The following is a 19,172-nucleotide window of genomic DNA, read 5'->3' on the forward strand; positions in this document are numbered from 1 at the left end:
ACGGGGTGGATGGCGGTGCGAAGGCCGCGGCTCTGGTAGCATGTACGGCCTCATCAAGATGCCGGAGAGCGCCCCGTGAATGATCCCGTGCCATCGATTGCCCTGCCGGACTCGGCCTGCGCCGAGCGTGTCGGCCACTACCTCGATACTCTCACCAAGCCGCCCGGCAGCCTGGGGCGTCTCGAGGCCCTGGCGGTGACCCTGGCCGGCCTGACCGGTGAGGATTTCCCGGGCGTGACGCCGCCCGGGGTGGTGGTGTTCGCCGCCGATCACGGCGTGGCCGAAGAGGGCGTCTCGGCCTTCCCTCAGGCCGTCACGGCGCAGATGGTGGCCAACTTCGTCGCCGGCGGCGCGGCGATCAACGTCTTCTCGCGGCGCATCGGCGCGCGACTCGAGGTGGTCGACGTGGGCGTGGCCAGCGAGCTGCCGCCGGGCGGCATCGTGCGCGATCGGGTCCGCCCCGGCACCGCCAATCTGGCCCGAGAGGATGCCATGAGCCGCGACGAGGCGCTGGCCGCCATTGCAGCGGGCCGGCGCGCCGCCCGCCGCGCCGCCGAGGCCGGCTGCCGCTGCCTGATCGCCGGCGAGATGGGCATCGCCAACACCACGGCCAGCAGCGCCATGCTGGCGGCGCTGACCGGCGCCCCGGTGGCCGAGCTGGTGGGACCCGGGACCGGCATGGCCGGTGAGGCGCTGGCCCACAAGCGGACGGTGATTGAGGCGGCCCTGGCCGAGCGTGGGCCGGATCCCGCCGATCCCCTAGACCTGCTCGCTAGGCTAGGCGGGCTGGAGATCGCCGCCATGGCTGGGGCCTACCTGGAGGCCGCGGCGCGGCGTCTGCCGATCCTGGTGGACGGCTTCATCGCCACGGTGGCCGCACTCACCGCCTGCCGGCTCGAGCCCGCCCTGCGCCCCTACCTGATCTTCGGCCATCGCTCCCACGAGCCCGGCCATCGCGTGGCTCTCGAAGCGCTCGGCGCCGAGCCGCTGCTGGATCTGGACCTGCGTCTGGGCGAGGGCACCGGTGCGGTCCTGGCCTTCCCGCTGCTGGAAGCGGCCACCGCCATGCTGGCGGAGATGGCGACCTTCGGCGCCGCCGGCGTCGACGACAGCCAGGCGTCCTGAGCCCGTGGCGCTCGCCCCCCTGAGCCTGGAGCTGCTGGCGCTGATCAGCGCGGCGCTCGCCATCGACCTGATGCTCGGCGATCCGCCCTGGCTGCCGCACCCGGTGGTGGGCATGGGGCGGGTGATCGCCCGGCTCGAGCGGAGCTGGAATCATGGGCCCGCCGCCGCGCGCCGGCGCCGCGGTCGCTGGCTGGTGCTGGTCGTGGCGGGCGGCAGCTGGGCGCTTGCCTGGGGCGTGCTCGCGGCGCTCGCCTGGATCAGCCCCTGGCTGGCGCTCGCCGTGGAACTCGGCCTGCTCGTCACCGCCCTGGCCGCCCGGGGGCTCGCCGAGGCCGGCAGGGCGGTGGCCGTGCCGCTGGCCCGTGGCGAGCTGGCCCCGGCGCGCCAGGCGCTCTCGAGGATCGTCGGGCGCGACACCGGCGAGCTCGACGAGGCAGAGCTGGCCCGGGGCGCGGTGGAGACCGTGGCCGAGAACACCGTGGACGGCATCACCGCGCCGCTCTTCTGGGCGCTGCTCGGCGGCGCGCCCCTGGCACTGGCCTACAAGGCGGCCAACACCCTGGACTCCATGGTCGGCTACCGCAGCCCGCGCTACCTGGACTTCGGCCGCGCCGCGGCGAGGTTCGACGATGCCGTCAACTGGCTGCCGGCGCGGCTCACCGCGCTGGCGCTGTGGCTGGCCGCCTGGGCGATGCCCGGCAGCCGGCGGGCCGGGGCGCTCGCCGCCACGCGCCGCGAGGCGCCTCGCCACCCGAGCCCCAACGCCGGCTGGCCGGAGGCCATGGTGGCGAACCTGCTGGGGGTGCGCCTCGGCGGCCTCAACCACTACGCCGGGCGCTCCTCGCATCGCGCCACCCTGGGCACGGCCCTCGAGCCTCTGACCGTGGCGCACATCGGCCGCGCCATCCGCCATATGCACGGCGGCTGGCTGGCCTTCCTGCTGTTGATGAGCCTGCCGATCCTGGCCCGGGAGCTTCTCTCATGAGCGGGGGTGTCGCATCGACCTGGCCCGGTCACGGTGGGCGCGCCGGGTCACTGCTCGCCCGCTACGGCCTGCCGGCGGACCAGCCGCTGATCGACTTCAGCGCCAACCTCAACCCCCTGGGGCCGCCGCCCTGGCTCGGCGACTGGCTGGCCGGCGCCGGCGCCGTCGACTGCTTGACCCGCTACCCGGACCCCGACGACGACCGGGCCCGGCGCGCCATCGCCGCCCACGAGGGTGTGAGACCCGAGCGGGTGCTGGTGACCGGTGGCGGGGCCGAGGCGATCTATCTTGCCGCGGGCCTGCATGCCGGCGGGCGGGCGCTGATCGTGCAGCCCACCTTCAGCGAATACGCCCGGGCCTGCGAGCACCACGGCCTCGGCGTCGCGTCCCTGGCGCTGGGCGGCGAGGCCTTCAAGCTCGATATCGACGCCGCCGAGCGGGCCATGCAGGAGGCCGAGGTGCTGTTCCTCTGCCGACCCAACAACCCCACCGGCACTCTGATCCCCCGGGAGGCCATCGAGCGCCTGTTGGCCCGTGGCCAAGATACCGGCACCACCCTGGTGGTGGACGAGGCCTTCGTCGACTTCACCGCGCAGGACGAGCGGCTAACGCCCTTGCTGGCCGAGGCGCCGAACCTGCTGCTGCTGCGCTCGCTGACCAAGCTCTACGACCTGCCGGGGCTGCGACTCGGCTACCTGCTGGGTGCGCCCGAGATGGTGGCGCGCCTCGCCGCGCGCCAGCTGCCCTGGAGCGTCAACGCCCTGGCGCTCGAACTGGTGGCGCCGCTGCTCGCCGACGCCGACTATCTCGCGCGCACCCGGGCGTGGCTGGCCGAGCAGCGCGATCTGTCCGCGCGGGTGCGCGAGCTGGGCTTTGCGGTGGCGCCCACCGCCGCCAACTTCCTGCTGCTGCGTAGCGGTCGCGACGCCGTTGAGGCCGAGGCGCTGTTCGCCTTCCTGCTGCGCCGCGGCCTGCTGGCGCGCCACACCCACAACTTCCCCGGCCTCGACGGCCGCTGGCTACGCCTCGCCCTGCGCGATGGGCCCGACAACGCGCGCCTGCTCGCGGCCCTGGCGGCCTGGAGGCGCGGATGATCGCCTTCGTCGCCGGCGGGGCGCGCTCGGGCAAGAGCGCGGTGGCCGAGGCCCTGGCCCGCCAGAGCCTGGGCGGGCAAGGTGGGTCCGCGCTCGTCTATCTCGCCACGGCGCGCGTCGGCGACGACGAGATGGCAGCAAGGGTCGCCCGGCATCGCCGCGAGCGCGGCGAGGGCGGCGAGGGCTGGCTGACCCGCGAGGCGCCGCTGGAGATCGCTGGTGCCCTGGACGGCCTTGAGGCGGGCAGCAGCGTGCTGCTCGACTGCCTGACCCTGTGGGCCGGCCAATGGCTGTTCGAGGCCGAGCGCGACGAGGCGGCTGGCTGGGCGATGCTCGGGCGGCTGATCGGCGCGGCCCGGCGCCGGGATATCGCCCTGGTGGTGGTCTCCAACGACCTCAACGAGGAGTTGCCGCCCCGGGACGCCCTGGTGTGGCGCTACCTGGCCTTCCTGCAGCGGCTTCATCGCGACCTGGCCGAGGAGGCGGATCGGGTGATCGAGGTGGTGGCCGGCCGGGCCATCGACTGGAAGGCCACCGAGGGGAAGGCCATCGACGTGAAGGGAGAGACCTGATGAAAAGCGCGGCCTTCGGGGTGCTGCTGGCGATCCAGTTCCTGAGCCGGCTGCCGGCGCCGCTGGCCTGTCCCTGGACGCCGGCCACCCGGCGCTGGGCCGCCCGGGTCTATCCACTGGTGGGCGCGCTGCTGGGGGCCCTGGTGGCCGGGGCGGGCACGCTGCTGCAGCCGCTATTGCCTACGCCGCTGCTGGCCCTGGCCCTGCTCAGCCTGTGGGTGGCGCTGACCGGCGGCCTGCACCTGGATGGCGTGATGGACCTCGCCGATGCCCTGGGCAGCAACGCGCCGCTGGAGAAGCGCTGGGCGATCATGAAGGACGCCCAGGTGGGCAGCTTCGCCGTGCTGGCGCTGGTCTTCCTGCTGGCCTGGAAGCTCGCCCTGCTGTGGGCGCTGCTCGACGCCGGCGCGTCTCCCTGGGGGCTGGTGGCGCTGCTGGCCCTGGGGCGGCTCGGCGGCGTCGGCCTGCTGGTGACGGTGCCGGCGGCCCGCGCCGAGGGGCTGGCCCACGCCTGGCAGCAGAGCCTGACCCGCGTCGACCTGACGCTGGCCGCCGCGCTGCCGCTGGCGCTGCTGGCCGGGTGGCCCGGCGGCGCCTGGCTGGCGGCCGGCCTCAGCGTCTTTATCATCGGCTACGGCCTGGCGATGCGCCGGGTCTTCGGCGGCATCAACGGCGATATCGTCGGGGCCGCCATCGAAGGAGGAGAACTATGGCTGCTGCTGATCGCCTGGAGCTGGTGGTCGTTCGTCACGGCCTGACGAGTTGGAACCAGGAGCGCCGCTACCAGGGCCAGCGCGATATGCCGCTGCTGCTGCCCGAGGCGCTGCCCGACCTAGACCGGCTGCGCAAGGCGCTGGCCGAGACCGGCTTTGATGCCGTGCACGCGAGCGATCTGACCCGCTGTCGCCAGACGCTGGCCCATATTCGGGAAGGCAGCGCATGGGCGGGCCATCCCGAGACGCCGCGCTTCGACCGCCGCCTGCGCGAGCTGGACTTCGGCGACTACGAGGGACGCACCTGGGCGGCGCTCAAGGACGACCCGGACTATCGGGCATGGGTCGACAGCCGCGGCATGCGGGCGACCCCCGGCGGCGAATCCGCCGACGACCTCTGGGCGCGGCTCTCCGCCTGGCTCGACGAGGTGCTGGTGCAGGCCCGCACGCACGGCCATCGGCGAGTGCTGGCGGTCAGCCACGGCGGCGCCATCCGCGAGCTCTCCCGGCGCCTGGAGGGCGCCGACTTCTGGGCCGGCGTGGTGGGCCAGGCCCAGGGGCGGCGATTCGTCTTCAGCCACGGCGAGGAGGGCTGGCAATGCGGCTGTTCATCGGCGGTGCCTGCGCCGGCAAGCGCGATCTCGTAGCCAATCGCTTCCCCGCGGCGGCCTGGTGCCGGGCGGGCGAGGGCGCCTTCCCCGACAGCTGGCGCACGCGGCTCGCCCCGGGGCAGTGCCTCGTGATCACCGGCTGGCTCGACGGGCTCGCCGCGGCCCTGGTCGACGAGCCCGACGACGATCGGCTGCGCGCCCGGCTCGCTGCCGAGCTCGAGGCGATGGTCGAGGCCGAGCGCCGGGGGCAGGGCGAGGTCGTGCTGATCCTGCCGGAGGTGGGCCGCGGCATCGTGCCCCTCGACCCGGCGGATCGGCGCCTGCGCGACCTCGCCGGTTGGCTTGGCCAGGACGCGGCGGCGCGTGCCGACGAGGTCTGGTACGTGCGCCATGGGTTGGCTCGTTGCCTGACCGTTGTCTGAAAGTTGGCTGATCTTTGGCATGAGCCGGGTCAACTCCCGCGGCGATTCGCGTTGACGCCCCCGGGGCCGGTTGCTAGCTTAGCCGCACTCTCAGGTGCCGGTGGAGCAAGCTTCGCCGGATAAACGGGAAGTCGGTGCGCCCTCGCGGCGAATCCGACGCTGCCCCCGCAACGGTGATCGAATCGAGGTCCGCCACTACCGTCACTGGTAGGCCACTGTGCCCCCGCGGCATGGGAAGGCGGCGGTCCGGAAGGAGTCTTGGCTCGGCCAGGCCCTTCGTTCGTCAGCCCGGAGACCGGCCTGAGAGCACATGCCGGATCGCGGAGGGCGATCACGAGGCGGAGATCCCGGCACCATGCCGCCTGCGCCTGTATTTTCGTTCCCTTCCGCCGGCCCATCAGAAAAAAACGCAAGGCGCCGTGCGGGTGAGCACGGCGGCAAGGGACCCTCATGAATACCACTCACGCTTCCCGTGGCCTGGCGGCCTTCGCCCTGGCCGCACTGCCCCTGGCCGTCCAGGCCCAGGGCCCGACGACCCCCGCCTCCGACGAGGTGGATACCGAGACCCTCAATCCGCTGACGGTCACCGCCACTCGCGCGCCACGCACCGCCGACGAGACGCTGGCATCGGTTACCGTGATCGACGAGGCCACCCTGCGCCGGCAGGACCCCACCGATATCACCGACCTGCTGCGCGGCCAGCCTGGGGTCAACGTCAATTCTAATGGCGATTTTGGCAAGGCGACCGGCGTCAGCATTCGTGGCGTCGCCAATAATGGCACCCTGCTGATGATCGACGGCATTCGCCTGCGTTCGGCGACCCTGGGGGGGGCATCCTGGCAGTTCCTCGATCCGCGAATGTTTGACCGCGCCGAGATCGTGCGTGGCCCGCGGGGCAGTCTCTACGGCGCCGATGCCGTGGGCGGCGTGGTGCAGCTGTTCACACCAGAAGGGGAAGGGGAGCCCACGCCGCGCATCTCGCTGGGCGGCGGCAGCTTCGATACCCGGCGCGCCAGCGCCTCGCTCTCCGGTAGCGAGGGCGGCACCCGCTACCATGTCGCCGCCAGCCGCCTGGATACCGACGGCTATGAGATCATCGAGGGAAAGGGTCACAAGGGCTACGACAACACCACCGGCCTGGTCAGGCTCGCCCACGGCTTCGACAATGGCGCCGAAGTGGGCGTGCTGGCCATGCGCGCCCGGGGCAATACGGAGTTTGATTCCTTCGGGGGCAACGCCGATACCGACTTCGTGCAGCAGGTGACCGGGGTCTATGGAGAGCTCCCCGTCGGTCGTCAAATGACAAGCCGGTTGACCCTTAGTGAGTCTCGCGACGAAGAGCTGAATACTTACCCCACACGCAGCAGCCGGTTCGAAACTAAGTCGCATACCGTGCGGCTCGAGAATACCATTGATGTCGGCGCTCACGACTTCATTGTAGGAGGCGAGTATCTCGAAGATAGCGTCGTCACGTCTGACACGTACCTGGAGGACAGTCGCGATAATGTCGCCGTTTTCGTTCAGGGCCTTCTGGATTACTCACCCGTTACCGTTCAACCAAGCCTGCGCTTCGATGATAACGAAGCCTTCGGCGAAGAAGTCACTGGCAGCTTGGGATTAGGCTACGCGTTGGATGATCGTCACACCCTGCGCACCAGCTACGCGACGGCCTTCCGTGCGCCGACCTTCAACGATCTGTATTACCAGGATATGTGGGGCAATGCCGGTAATCCTGATCTTGAAGCGGAGACCTCGGAAAGCATCGAAGTTGGTGTGCGCGGTCAATACCAGGCCTGGTTCTGGGATCTGGCGGCGTATCAGACGGATATTGATGATCTGATCATCTGGAAGGATCAGGGAAACTGGACGTCGGCACCGGAGCAAGTTGATCAAGCGCGCATTCGTGGCGTTGAGCTGTCGAGCGGTATTGAGGTAGACGGCTGGACGCTTGCCACCGCGTTGACCTGGATGGACCCTGAGGATCGCAATACCGGTGAGCAGCTGCACCGCCGCGCGAGTCAACTCTTGCGTATCGACGTGGATAAGCAACTGGACGACTGGGTGCTGGGCGGTTCATGGATCGCCGAGAATCATCGTTATGATTACGATTACTCCGGAAATGCTTCGCGCCTGGGCGGCTTCGGGCTGCTCAACCTGCGTGCTGGCTGGAAGTTTACCCGGGGCTGGGAAGCCAAGCTGACCGTGAATAACGTGCTGGACAAGGAGTACCAAACGGCCAAAGGGTATGATCCGGCCGGTCGTGCAGCCTATCTGAGCGTGAACTTTGGTGCGCTGTAAGGGAGACACGCCACGCTGGGTGAGAATAGGGGGGCGGCTGATCATGGCCGCCATCCTGACTGCGGCGAATTCGGTTATGGCCGACTCGGGACACGGCGTCCCGGTCACTTGCGTCGCCGACGATGCCGGGCGCGAGGTCTGCCTGGACGCCCCGGCGCGGCGCATCGTCGCGCTCTCCCCGGGCGTCACCGAGCTACTCTATGCCGCCGGGGCAGGCGAGCGGGTGGTCGGGGCGGTCAGCTTCAGCGACTATCCGGCCGAGGCGGCCCGGCTGCCCCGCGTGGGCAGCTACGACCGCCTCGACCTCGAGGCGCTGCTGGCCCTGGAACCCGACCTGGTGGTGGCCTGGGCCGGCGGCAACCCCCGTGAACAGGTCGATCGGCTGCCGCGGCTCGGCCTTCCCGTCTTCTTCTCCGACGCCGGCGATTTCGCCGCCATCGCCTCGAGCCTCGAGCGCTTCGGCGCGCTGGCCGGAACCGAGACAGTGGCGGACGAGGCGGCCCGCGCGCTGCGCGAGGGAGTGACGGCGCTGCGCGAGCAGCACGCCGAGGCCGCGCCGATCCCGGTCTTCTACCAGGTCTGGGAGCAGCCGCTGATGACCGTTAACGGCGAGCACTGGATCAGCCAGGCGCTGGCGCTGTGCGGCGGCGAGAACCTCTTCGCCGAGGAGGCGCCGCTGGTGCCGCGCATCGGCGTCGAGGCGGTGCTCGCCCGGGATCCGGAGGCGATCATCACCGGCGGCATGGGCGAGCCCGATTCCTCCTGGCTCGAGGCCTGGCGCGACTTCCCGGAGATGACCGCGGTGCGCCGCGACAACCTCTTCTTCATCGACCCGGACCTGGTGCAGCGGGCCACGCCGCGGCTGCTCGAGGGCACAAGGGCGCTGTGCGACCGGCTGGAGAGCGCCCGTGAGCGGCGCTAGGGCCGTGCTTGATCGCCTCGGGCGGCGGCCCGCGCCGCTGGCCTGGCTGGCGCTGGCGGCGCTGCTGTCGCTGGCACTGTCGCTGGCGCTGGGCAGCGTCGCCATCGCCCCGGGCGAACTCGCCGCGGTGTTGACCGGCGAGGGGGAGGCGCTGCATCGCACCCTGGTGCTCGAGCTGCGCCTGCCGCGCTCGCTCGCCGCCTTCGGCACCGGCGCGCTGCTGGCGCTCGCCGGGGCGCTGATGCAGGTGCTGCTGCGCAACCCGCTGGCCGACCCCTACGTGCTGGGGCTCTCGGGCGGCGCCTCGGTGGCGGCGCTGGCCGCCATGCTGGCGGGTCTAGGCGCCGCCCTGGTGGGTGGGGCGGCCTTCGCCGGGGCGCTGGTCTCGACGCTGATCGTCTTCGGCCTGGCCCACGGCACCGGCAGCTGGACACCGACCCGCCTGCTGCTCACCGGGGTGGTGATGGCCGCCGGCTGGGGGGCCGTGATCACCTTCCTGCTGGCGGTGAGTCCGGTGGAGCGGCTGCCCGGGATGCTCTACTGGCTGATGGGCGATCTCGCCTACGCGGGCACGCCCTGGCCGGTGCTGACGGTGGCCGTGCTGGCCCTGGTCGTCGTGCTGCCGCTGGGCCGCACCCTCAACGTGCTGGCTCGGGGCGGGCTGCAGGCCGCGGCGCTGGGCGTGGCGGTGCGCCCGCTGGAGTGGACCCTCTACCTGCTGGCCAGCCTGCTCACCGCCGTGGCGGTCACCACCGCCGGCAGCATCGGCTTCGTGGGGCTGATGGTGCCGCACATGCTGCGCCTGCGCCTGGGCAACGACCAGCGGCGAGTGCTGCCGGCGAGCCTGCTGGCCGGCGGCATCCTGCTGACCCTCGCCGACACCCTGGCGCGTACCCTGATTGCCCCCCAGCAGCTGCCGGTGGGGGTGATCACGGCGCTGCTCGGGGTGCCGAGCTTTCTCTACCTGCTCTATCGGAGTCGCTGATGGCGGCCCTGGCGACGCATCGGCTGCTCATCGACGTTCCCGGTCGCGCGGACGGCCGGCCGCTGGACCTGCGGCTGGCCCCCGGCGAGCGCTGGGGGGTGCTGGGGCCCAACGGCGCCGGCAAGACCACCCTGCTGCATACCCTGGCCGGGCTGCGGCCGCCGCGCTCGGGAGAGGTCCACCTCGAGGGGCGGGCGCTGTCCGGCTGGCGCCGCCGTGCGCTGGCCCGGCGGCTGGGGGTGGTGTTCCAGGAGCGCCACGACGACTTCCCGGCCACGGTGCGGGAGACCGCGCTGATCGGCCGCCACCCCTTCCTGTCGCCCTGGCAGCAGGAGGGGCCCGAGGACCATGCCCGCGCCGAGGCGGCGCTTTCGCGCCTGGACCTGTCGCATCTGGCCGAGCGCGAGCTCGCAACGCTCTCCGGCGGCGAGCGCCAGCGCGTCAGCCTGGCCACGGTGCTGACCCAGGCGCCGGCGGTCTGGCTCGCCGACGAGCCCACCAACCACCTCGATCTGCACCACCAGGTGGCGGTGATGGGCCTGCTCGCGGAACAGGCCGAGGGCGGCGGCGCGGTGATGATGTGCCTGCACGACCTCAACCTGGCGGCGCGCTGGTGCAGCCACCTGCTGCTGCTCTATCCCGACGGCGAGGCGTGCTGGGGCCCCGCAGAGGCGATGCTGGCGCCCGCGGCCCTGGAACGCCTCTACGACCAGGCGCTGACTCGCGTCGAGGTCGATGGCGCGCCGGTCTTCGTGCCGCGGTGCTGAGGCGTTCCTTCCTTTTCCCTTCTCTTCAGGAGTCCCGATATGAGCCGACCCTCGATCGACCCCCGGCGCCACGCCGAGCGCATGGCCGCCAAGCAGAAGATCATGAACGAGCGGATCAAAGCCGCCGACAAGGAGCAGGGGGTCTTGCTGGTGCTGACCGGCCCCGGCAAGGGCAAGAGCAGCTCCGGCTTCGGCATGGTCGCACGCGCCCTGGGCCACGGCATGAAGGTCGGCGTGGTGCAGTTCATCAAGGGTGCCTTCAGCACCGGCGAGGAGGCCTTCTTCCGCGACCTGCCGGGGGTGGATTACCACGTCATGGGCGAGGGCTACACCTGGGACACCCAGGATCGCGAGCGCGACGTGCGCGCCGCCGAGGCGGCCTGGGCCGAGGCTCGGCGCATGCTCGCCGACCCGGACTACGCGCTGGTGCTGCTCGACGAGCTCAACATCGCCCTGCGCCACGGCTACCTGGACCTCGACGCCGTGCTCGACGACCTGCAGGCCCGCCCGACCATGCAGCACGCGGTGGTCACCGGCCGCCACGCGCCGGAGGCGCTGATCGAGCTGGCCGACACCGTGACCGAGATGAAGGTGGTCAAGCACGCCTTCAAGGATCAGGGCATCAAGGCGCAAAAGGGAATTGAGTTGTAGTAGATCCGACTTTGACGTCGCCGGATGAGCGCCGGGGGCAAGACGGCGAGAGGGTTCTACGCAAGGGGTGAGAAGCACCGCTTCGAACGGGCTGGCCTTGGCGCCGGGTCAGCTCATCGTCCTGCGAGGTCAGCCCTATCCCACCATCCAGATTTCCAGGAGACCGCCGCATGGTAGATGCCGCCGGCGGACGAGGCGCTGACGCGTGCCCTCCATGCGCTGACGCCCCCGACATGAGGAGTCTGACATGCCGACCCTGATGATCCAGGGCACCACCTCCGATGCCGGCAAGAGCACCGTGGTCGCGGGGCTCTGCCGGGCGCTCGCCCGGCGCGGCATCTCGGTGGCGCCCTTCAAGCCCCAGAACATGGCGCTCAACAGTGCCGTGACGCCGGAGGGCGGCGAGATCGGCCGCTCCACGGCGTTGCAGGCGGTGGCCTGCGGCATCGCGCCCCACGCCGACATGAACCCGGTGCTGCTCAAGCCAGAGAGCGACCGGGGTGCCCAGGTGATCCTCGACGGCCACGTCTACGGGCACATGGATGCGATCGACTATCACGCCTTCAAGCGCCAGGCGCGGGAGAGCGTGCTGGCGGCCTGGGAGCGGCTGTCGGCGCGCTTCGACGTGATCATCGCCGAGGGGGCGGGGAGCCCCGCCGAGGTCAACCTGCGCCAGGGCGATATCGCCAACATGGGCTTCGCCGAGGCCATCGACTGCCCGGTGCTGCTGGTCGGCGACATCGACCGCGGCGGCGTCTTCGCCCAGCTGGTGGGCACGCTGGCGCTGCTCTCCGAGAGCGAGCGGGTGCGCACCCGGGGCTTCGTCATCAACCGCTTCCGCGGCGATATCGCCCTGCTCGAGCCCGGCCTCGACTGGCTTGCGGCGCATACCGGCAAGCCGGTGCATGGCGTGCTGCCCTACCTCCAGGGCCTGCTGCTCGACGCCGAGGATGGCGTGGGCCTCGTCGGTCGCGAGGTGGAGGCGCCCGACCTGCGCGTCGTGGTGCCGGCGCTGCCGCGGATCAGCAACCACACTGACCTGGACCCGCTGCGCCTGCACCCACGGGTCGCCCTGACCCTGGTCGGCCCCGACCGGCCGATCCCGCCCGCCGACGTCATCCTGCTGCCCGGCAGCAAGGCGACGGCCAGCGACCTCGCCTGGCTGCGCGCCCAGGGCTGGGAGGCGGTGATCCGCCGCCACCTCCGCTACGGCGGCCGGGTGCTCGGGATCTGCGGCGGCTTCCAGATGCTCGGCGAGACGATCGACGACCCCGACGGCCTGGAGGGCCGGGCCGGCAGCGTGCCGGGACTGGGGCTTCTGGCGATGCGCACCCGCATGGCGGCGGGCAAGCAGCTGCGCAACGTCGCCGGCACCCTCCTGGACCCCCCGGCCGGGGAGGGTGCGCCGGTGCGCGGCTACGAGATCCACCACGGCGTGAGCGAGGGCCCGGCGCTGGCGCGGCCGCTGATGACGCTCGACGGCCGGCCGGACGGCGCGGTGAGCGATGACGGCCAGGTGCTCGGCACCTACCTGCACGGCCTCTTCGACGAGGCCGGCGCCTGCGCGGCACTGCTCGCCAGGCTCGGCCTGACCGGAGGGACAGGGGAGGACGCCGCCGTCGACTTCGCCGCCCATCGCGAACGCGAACTCGACCGCCTGGCAGATGGCCTGGAGGCGAGCCTGGACATGGATGCCATCGTGGCGCTGGTCCGTGGCTGAGGAGTACGTGTCCCGGACGAGGGAGTTTTGTATACAATGCACCCTCCAAGGGACAGCGACATGAGGCGGTAATGACGGCACGGAGCGGCACTTCCCGGGAGGATTCCACGACCTGGCAGTTTATCGGGGGGCTGGCGTTGCTGGTGGCGCTGGGCCTGAACCTGCGACCGCTGCTGGCCGCCGCCAGCCCGCTGATGGAGGAGATCCGCCTGGCCACCGGGCTCAGCTATACGGTGCTGGCCTGGCTGACCACCTTGCCTTTCCTGTGCATGGGGGCCGTGGCGCTGGCGAGCGGGCGCCTGCAGGCCTGGCTGGGCGAGCAGCGCGGCATCGCCCTGGCCCTGCTGGCCATCGCGGTGGCCTGCGCCCTGCGCCAGGTCAACGGCAGCGGCACGACCCTGCTGGCCACGGCGCTGTTGGGCGGTGCCGGCATCGCCCTGATCCAGGCGCTGGTGCCGGGGCTCGCCAAGCGCCGCTTCGGCCGACGCATGCCGCTCGCCATGGGCGTCTACTCCGCGGCGCTGATGTCCGGCGGCGGCCTGGCCGCCTGGGCGAGCCCCTGGCTGGCGAGCCTCGGCGGCTGGCAGCTGGGGGTGGGCCTGTGGTGGGTGCCGGCGGTGATTACCCTGATGGTATGGGGGTGGCTCGCCCGGCGCCCCCGGGCCCCGGAGCCCGCCTGGGTGGCCCTGGCCGGCCCGCGGCCCTGGCGGCTGCCCCGGGCCTGGCTGCTGGCGCTCTACTTCGGGGTGATCAACGCCGGCTACTCCAGCGTGGTTACCTGGCTGCCGGTCTATTATCGCGAGCTCGGCTGGAGCGCCTCGTCCAGCGGGTTGCTGCTGGCCTGGATGACCATCTTCCAGGTGATCGCCGCCCTGGCGATGCCGGCCCTGGCGCAGCGCCAGTCCCATGCGGATCGCCGCTGGCTGCTGGCCGCGAGCCTGCTGGCCCAGCTCACCGGCTATCTGGGACTGATCCTGCTGCCCGGCCAGGGGGCGCTCGCCTGGGTGGCCATCGCGGGCTTCGGCCTCGGTGCCTGCTTCTCCCTGGGGCTGATCCTGGCCCTGGATCACCTGCCCGATCCCCGCGCGGCGGGCCGCCTGGCCGCCTTCATGCAAGGCTTCGGCTTCATGCTCAACGCGCTTTCGCCCTGGGTCAGCGGCGCCCTGCGCGAGGCCACCGGCGGCTTCCTGGCCGCCTGGATGCTGCTGGCGCTGGGCGTCGCGGCGATGCTGCTGGTCACGCTGCGCTTCGTTCCCCGTGACTACCCGCGGGTGATGGCGGGCGCCGCCGAACGCGCCTGAGGGCTCGTGTTCATGGCATGAAGCGGGTCGGGTCGTCGCTGATCACCGCCTCGACCCCCCACTCCCAGCGCGGGGCGAAGGCGATGGGGTCGTTGGCGGTGTAGCAGAGCAGCCGATAGCCGGCCTCGCTTACCTCCCAGGCCCGGTCCGCCTTCAAGCGCTTCCAGTCGGCATGCACGCTGCAGGCCGCCACCGCCTCGCAGCGCCGCCGCCAGTCGCGGCCGACCCCCTCGACGAGCACCCCCAGCGACAGCGTCTCGGGCCCGGCCAGGACGCGGGCGTGGGCGAGGGCCGCGTCGTTGAAGGAGGAGAGCAGCCGGCGCGATGACGGCACGGCCGCTATCACGGCGGGCACCGCGGCCTCGACCAGCGCCCGGGGATCGCGCCCGCGATTGACCTTGAGCTCCAGGTTGACCCCCATGTCGAGTTCGTCGAGCAGGGCCAACATATCCGCCAGGGTGGCCATGGGCTCGCCGCGGAAGGCCTCGCCGAACCAGCCGCCGGCATCGAGGCGCCGCGCCGCGGCCAGATCCAGGTCGGCCAGCCGGCCGCGGCGATCGGAGCAGCGCCTGAGGCCGGCATCGTGCCAGATCACCGGGGTGCCGTCGCCGAGCAGTTGGACGTCGAGCTCGACCCAGGTCACGCCCACGGCATGGGCGGCGCGCACCGCGGCCAGGGTGTTCTCCGGGGCGCGGGCGGATAGCCCGCGATGGGCGATCAGGCGGGGCAGGGCGAGCGCGGCGTCGGTCATGGATCGGTTCCTGGTCGGCGAGGCGCCGTTCATTCGCGGCGCGAAGGGGACAGCGTAGCGTCATCGGCCGGCGACGGGAAACGCCCCCACGCCCCGGACCTCGGGCCCGGCGCGATCGCGCCAGGATGTGGTAGGCTGCGCGCTTTCGATCCTGGCGCTGGCGCCGGACATACGACGATGCGAGGACACCGAGATGAGAGTCGTGCACATCAAGAATCCCCAGCAGCGCGATGCCTGCCTGGCTCGGCTGTGCGCCGAGGCCTATGGCCAGGACGCCGGGCTCACGCCGCTGGCGACCTTCGCCGGCACCCTGGGGGTGCTGGTCAAGCAGGAGGCGGCCCGGGTGCTGGCGCTGGTGGACGATCGGTCACGCCCGGTGGCGCTGGCCCTGCTGGTGCTCGACGAGGTCGGCAGCAGCATGACGGTGATGCTGCTGGCCGACCTCGACGGCGAGGGCGTGACCCGGCCGGCCGAGCGGCTGGTCGCCGAGCTGGCGCTCAAGGCGCCGCTGCGCGTGGATGCCGTGGGCCCCGAGCAGGAGGCGCGCTTCCGCGAGGCGGGCATCACCCGCTGGCTCGACGGCAAGGCCGGCGTGCGCATCGGGCTCGGGCCCAAGCATCCCGCCGCCTCCGTGGCGGAGCTGCCCCGCGCGCTGACCTTCGACGAGGCCTCGGTGATCCAGTCGTTCAAGCGTGACCGTGCGCTCTTCGACGACTACAAGGCGCGCTTCGTGCGTGGGCTGGAGTCCTTCCCCGCCACGCTTTGAGTCGCGTGTTCGGGCGACATGAATCGCCCTCGCCTTGACCCCCGGGGTGCCCGGGGGCTTGACTGATGGACTCATCCGTCAACGTCACAAGGAAATTCCCATGGCCCAGCGTATCCAGTTTGCCCGCACCGGCGGCCCCGAGGTGATCGAACTCGTCGAGGCCACGCCGGCCGAACCGGCCGCCGGTGAGGTACGCGTCCGCAACCAGGCAGTCGGCCTCAACTTCATCGATATCTACTTTCGCACCGGCCTCTATCCGGCGCCCGGCCTGCCCTCGGGGCTCGGCACCGAGGGCGCCGGCGTGATCGAGGCGGTGGGCGAGGGCGTCACCCACCTGGCGGCAGGCGACCGGGTCGCCTATGCCCAGGGGCCGCTGGGCGCCTACGCCGAGCAGCACGTGCTGCCGGCCGACAAGGTGGTGGTGTTGCCCGAGGCGATCGACGTCGAGACCGCCGCGGCCGGCATGCTCAAGGGCCTCACGGTGCAGTACCTGCTGCGCCAGACGGCTCCCCTCCAAGGCGGCGAGACCATTCTCTGGCACGCCGCCGCCGGCGGGGTCGGCTCGATCGCCTGCCAGTGGGCGAAGGCGCTCGGCGTGAGGCTCATCGGCACCGTCAGCTCCCCGGAGAAGGCGGCGCTGGCCGAGAAGAACGGCGCCTGGGCGACTATCGACTACACGAAGGAGGACGTGGTCGAGCGGGTGCGCGAGCTGACCCATGGTGAGATGTGTGACGTGGTCTACGACTCGGTGGGCAAAGACACCTGGGAGACCTCGCTGGACTGCCTGAAACCGCGCTCGCTGATGGTCAGCTTCGGCAACGCCTCCGGCGCCGTGGAGGGGGTCAACATCGGCATCCTCAACCAGAAGGGGTCGCTATTCGTCACCCGTCCGAGCCTCAACGGCTACGCTGACACCCGCGAGCGGCTGGAGTGGATGGCCGGCGAGCTCTTCGCGATGCTCCAGAGCGGCCAGGTGACGGTCGACATCTCTAACCGCTACCCCCTGGCGGAGGCGGGCAAGGCCCAGGAGGCCCTCCAGGGCCGCCAGACCACCGGGTCGACCATCCTGCTGCCGTGATCCCTCCCCCGCCCGGGGGAAATCACAGCGACTCGTGGAGCTCGCCGATCAACTTCTCGCGCCGCCTCAGCGCGGCGAGCCCCTCATCACCGAGCAAGTTTGCCGCCTCGCAGAGCAGTCCCTCGGCCAGCAGCATGAAGGCGCACATGCTGTTGCTGAAGAAGGGGCTGTGGTTGGGCACCGCGACGTGGTACTCCGCCACCTTGGCGAGGGGGGAGCCGCTGGAGTCGGTCAGGGCGATGACGCGGATGCCCTGGCGCGCCGCCACCTCTGCCGTGGCCAGCACGCTGGGGGTATAGGGAAAGCAGCTCGCCACCACTAGCACGTCGCCCTCGTCGAGCTGGGCCAGCGCATCCGCCACCCCGTGGCGGACGGCATCGAGCGGTGCCGCATCCGAGCGCAGCATGCCCAGGCCGTAGGCCAGGAACGAGGCCAGCGAGGCAAACTGGCGCATGCCGTGGACCCTCACCCGACGCGCCTCCACCAGCAGCCGGGCGCTCCCCGTGAAGGCCTCGCCGTCGATGCTCGTCACCATGTCGACGATATTGGCGCTCTCCTGACGGCCCAGGCGGGCCAGCCGGGCGAGGGCATCGCCGTCCCCCTCACTGTCCAGCAGGCGGGAGACCTGATCGCTGTAGAAGCTCTTGCCCTCCGTGACATTGCGGCGAAACACGGCCTGCAGGCCGGCGAAGCCGTCGAAGCCCAGGCGCCTGGCCAGGCGCGACAGCGTCGAGGGACTGACGCCCAGGCGGTCCGCCAGGTCGCTGATCGACGAGACCGCGGCCTGCTGGGGGGCGGTGACCATCGCCGTCAGCACCCGACGCGAGCGCTTGCCCAGGCGTATCGGACTGCTGCCCTCCTCGATCTGGGTGAGCAGGCGCTGGAGATCACCGAGGGTGTCCGGTCGAGGGGGCTCGGATGTCATCATGGGGGCTCAGCACGTCCTGTGGCGATCGGGGAAGGGCATTGTAGCGCTCGTCGGTCGTGGCGTCAGAAAGGTGTCGAATCCATTTGCAAAAATATTTCCTTTCAATAAAAATGACAAGGTGATTTGCATATATCCCGTATGAGGTCAGCATGAGCCACGTCTTCCATCGTCATCTGCATCAACAGTATCCGACCGCCGTGGGCGGCGACGGCCCCTACCTCATCGATGCCGAGGGGAAGCGCTACCTGGACGCCTGCGGCGGTGCCGCGGTGTCCTGCCTGGGCCACAGCAATGTCGAGGTGATCGAGGCGATACGTGAGCAGGTCGGGCGGCTCGCCTATGCCCACACCTCCTTCTTCACCAACGAGCCGATGGAGGCCCTGGCGGACTTCCTGGTCGAGCGCGCGCCGCAGGGGCTCTCGTCGGTCTACTTCGTCTCGGGCGGGTCCGAGGCGGTGGAGGCGGCCCTCAAGCTGGCGCGCCAGTACTTCATCGAGCGCGGCGAGCCCCAGCGCAAGCACCTGATCGCGCGTCGCCAGAGCTATCACGGCAACACCCTGGGTGCCCTGGCGACCGGCGGCAACGCCTGGCGCCGGCAGCAGTTCGAGCCGCTGCTGGTCCAGGTGAGCCACGTCAGTCCCTGCTATGCCTATCGGGATCAGGCTCCCGGCGAGACCCCGGAGACCTACGGCGAGCGGCTGGCGGCGGAGCTCGAGGCCGAGATCCAGACCCTGGGGCCGGAGACGGTGATGGCCTTCGTCGCCGAGCCGGTGGTCGGCGCGACGCTCGGCGCGGTGCCGCCGGTCCCGGGCTACTTCAAGCGGGTGCGCGAGATCTGCGATCGCCACGGCATCCTGCTGATCCTCGACGAGGTGATGTGCGGCATGGGCCGCACCGGCAGCCTGTTCGCCGCCGAACAGGAGGGCGTGACCCCTGACCTGATGACCATTGCCAAGGGCCTGGGCGCCGGCTACCAGCCGATCGGGGCGACCCTGGTTAGCGAGCGAATCCGCGCGGCCATCGCCGAGGGATCGGGGTTCTTCCAGCACGGCCACACCTACATCGGCCACGCCACCGCCTGCGCTGCCGCCTTGGCGGTGCAGCGTACCGTCGAGGAGCGCGGCCTGCTGGAGCGGGTCGTCCGCCTGGGCGAGGGGCTCCAGCAGCGCCTCGAGGCGCGCTTCGGAGAGCATCCCTACGTCGGTGACATCCGCGGCCGGGGGCTCTTCCGTGGGCTCGAACTGGTGGCCGACCGCGGCGCCAAGACGCCGTTCGATCCGTCGCGCAAGCTGCATGCGGCGGTCAAGCGCACGGCCATGGACAAGGGCCTGATGTGCTATCCGATGGGCGGCACCCTGGATGGGCGCCAGGGCGACCATATCCTGCTGGCCCCACCCTTCATTCTCGAGGAGTCCCATCTGGACGAGATCGTCGACAAGCTTGACGCGACCCTGAAGACCGTCTTCGACCACGCCTAACGGAG

General features: G+C 71.2%; 19 protein-coding genes and 1 riboswitch. Of the genes, 17 read left to right on the plus strand and 2 right to left on the minus strand.

The annotated features are described in order from the left end of the window. Positions 1–75 precede the first annotated feature (75 nt). The 14 genes from cobT to FEI13_RS12550 all read left to right on the plus strand — a co-directional run bounded on the left by cobT (position 76) and on the right by FEI13_RS12550 (position 14,166). Positions 76–1,125, plus strand: coding sequence for a nicotinate-nucleotide--dimethylbenzimidazole phosphoribosyltransferase (gene cobT, locus FEI13_RS12485; RefSeq protein WP_138181850.1), 1,050 nt, complete (start codon positions 76–78; stop codon positions 1,123–1,125). A gap of 4 nt (positions 1,126–1,129) precedes the next feature. After that, positions 1,130–2,110, plus strand: coding sequence for an adenosylcobinamide-phosphate synthase CbiB (gene cbiB / locus FEI13_RS12490; RefSeq protein ID WP_138181851.1), 981 nt, complete (start codon positions 1,130–1,132; stop codon positions 2,108–2,110). Beyond that, positions 2,107–3,204, plus strand: coding sequence for a threonine-phosphate decarboxylase CobD (gene cobD / locus FEI13_RS12495; RefSeq protein ID WP_138181852.1), 1,098 nt, complete (start codon positions 2,107–2,109; stop codon positions 3,202–3,204). Before cbiB ends, cobD begins: the two co-directional genes overlap by 4 nt. Further along, the gene (locus FEI13_RS12500) at positions 3,201–3,776 is read left to right on the plus strand and encodes a bifunctional adenosylcobinamide kinase/adenosylcobinamide-phosphate guanylyltransferase (RefSeq protein ID WP_138181853.1); all 576 of its coding nucleotides are present in this window, start codon (positions 3,201–3,203) and stop codon (positions 3,774–3,776) included. The genes cobD and FEI13_RS12500 overlap by 4 nt, the downstream gene beginning before the upstream one ends. Further along, the gene (cobS, locus tag FEI13_RS12505) at positions 3,776–4,534 is read left to right on the plus strand and encodes an adenosylcobinamide-GDP ribazoletransferase (protein ID WP_138181854.1); all 759 of its coding nucleotides are present in this window, start codon (positions 3,776–3,778) and stop codon (positions 4,532–4,534) included. The genes FEI13_RS12500 and cobS overlap by 1 nt, the downstream gene beginning before the upstream one ends. Further along, positions 4,486–5,136, plus strand: coding sequence for a histidine phosphatase family protein (locus tag FEI13_RS12510; protein WP_138181855.1), 651 nt, complete (start codon positions 4,486–4,488; stop codon positions 5,134–5,136). The genes cobS and FEI13_RS12510 overlap by 49 nt, the downstream gene beginning before the upstream one ends. Next, entirely contained in the window at positions 5,088–5,522 is a 435-nt protein-coding gene (locus FEI13_RS12515) for a bifunctional adenosylcobinamide kinase/adenosylcobinamide-phosphate guanylyltransferase (protein WP_138181856.1), read from the plus strand. Before FEI13_RS12510 ends, FEI13_RS12515 begins: the two co-directional genes overlap by 49 nt. 75 nt (positions 5,523–5,597) lie before the next feature. Further along, positions 5,598–5,840, plus strand: a riboswitch (cobalamin riboswitch). Between the two features lie 132 nt (positions 5,841–5,972). Next, the gene (locus FEI13_RS12520; RefSeq protein WP_138181857.1) at positions 5,973–7,820 is read left to right on the plus strand and encodes a TonB-dependent receptor domain-containing protein; all 1,848 of its coding nucleotides are present in this window, start codon (positions 5,973–5,975) and stop codon (positions 7,818–7,820) included. 76 nt (positions 7,821–7,896) lie between these two features. Further along, positions 7,897–8,742, plus strand: a complete 846-nt coding sequence (locus FEI13_RS12525) for a cobalamin-binding protein (RefSeq protein WP_240036510.1) — start codon at positions 7,897–7,899, stop codon at positions 8,740–8,742. Further along, entirely contained in the window at positions 8,729–9,727 is a 999-nt protein-coding gene (locus FEI13_RS12530) for a FecCD family ABC transporter permease (protein ID WP_420841597.1), read from the plus strand. The genes FEI13_RS12525 and FEI13_RS12530 overlap by 14 nt, the downstream gene beginning before the upstream one ends. Continuing rightward, the gene (locus tag FEI13_RS12535) at positions 9,727–10,494 is read left to right on the plus strand and encodes an ABC transporter ATP-binding protein (protein ID WP_138181859.1); all 768 of its coding nucleotides are present in this window, start codon (positions 9,727–9,729) and stop codon (positions 10,492–10,494) included. Before FEI13_RS12530 ends, FEI13_RS12535 begins: the two co-directional genes overlap by 1 nt. A gap of 39 nt (positions 10,495–10,533) precedes the next feature. Next, a complete protein-coding gene (gene cobO, locus FEI13_RS12540; protein WP_138181860.1) occupies positions 10,534–11,145 on the plus strand; it encodes a cob(I)yrinic acid a,c-diamide adenosyltransferase in 612 nt (203 codons plus the stop codon). A 247-nt stretch (positions 11,146–11,392) separates the two neighbouring features. Then, positions 11,393–12,865, plus strand: a complete 1,473-nt coding sequence (locus FEI13_RS12545; protein ID WP_138181861.1) for a cobyric acid synthase — start codon at positions 11,393–11,395, stop codon at positions 12,863–12,865. Between the two features lie 71 nt (positions 12,866–12,936). Next, positions 12,937–14,166: a CynX/NimT family MFS transporter gene (locus FEI13_RS12550; protein ID WP_138181862.1), complete on the plus strand. Its 1,230-nt coding sequence runs from the start codon at positions 12,937–12,939 to the stop codon at positions 14,164–14,166. A 10-nt stretch (positions 14,167–14,176) separates the two neighbouring features. Here the strand turns inward: FEI13_RS12550 and FEI13_RS12555 are convergent, their stop codons facing one another. Beyond that, a complete protein-coding gene (locus FEI13_RS12555) occupies positions 14,177–14,917 on the minus strand; it encodes a glycerophosphodiester phosphodiesterase family protein (RefSeq protein WP_138181863.1) in 741 nt (246 codons plus the stop codon). A 193-nt stretch (positions 14,918–15,110) separates the two neighbouring features. Between FEI13_RS12555 and FEI13_RS12560 the strand changes: the two genes are divergently transcribed. Both FEI13_RS12560 and FEI13_RS12565 read left to right on the plus strand, forming a co-directional pair. After that, the gene (locus FEI13_RS12560; RefSeq protein WP_138181864.1) at positions 15,111–15,683 is read left to right on the plus strand and encodes a hypothetical protein; all 573 of its coding nucleotides are present in this window, start codon (positions 15,111–15,113) and stop codon (positions 15,681–15,683) included. A 100-nt stretch (positions 15,684–15,783) separates the two neighbouring features. After that, the gene (locus FEI13_RS12565) at positions 15,784–16,761 is read left to right on the plus strand and encodes an NADPH:quinone reductase (RefSeq protein WP_138181865.1); all 978 of its coding nucleotides are present in this window, start codon (positions 15,784–15,786) and stop codon (positions 16,759–16,761) included. Positions 16,762–16,783: 22 nt separating this feature from the next. On the opposite strand, the gene FEI13_RS12570 is transcribed toward FEI13_RS12565, so the two are convergent. Continuing rightward, on the minus strand, positions 16,784–17,689 hold the full coding sequence (locus tag FEI13_RS12570; RefSeq protein ID WP_138181866.1) for a MurR/RpiR family transcriptional regulator: 906 nt from the start codon (positions 17,687–17,689) through the stop codon (positions 16,784–16,786). Positions 17,690–17,838: 149 nt separating this feature from the next. On the opposite strand from FEI13_RS12570, the gene FEI13_RS12575 reads away from it, so the two are divergent. Next, entirely contained in the window at positions 17,839–19,167 is a 1,329-nt protein-coding gene (locus FEI13_RS12575) for an aspartate aminotransferase family protein (RefSeq protein ID WP_138181867.1), read from the plus strand. The last annotated feature ends 5 nt before the right edge of the window (positions 19,168–19,172 follow it).

This window comes from Halomonas urmiana, assembly GCF_005780185.1.
GTDB lineage: Bacteria > Pseudomonadota > Gammaproteobacteria > Pseudomonadales > Halomonadaceae > Halomonas > Halomonas urmiana.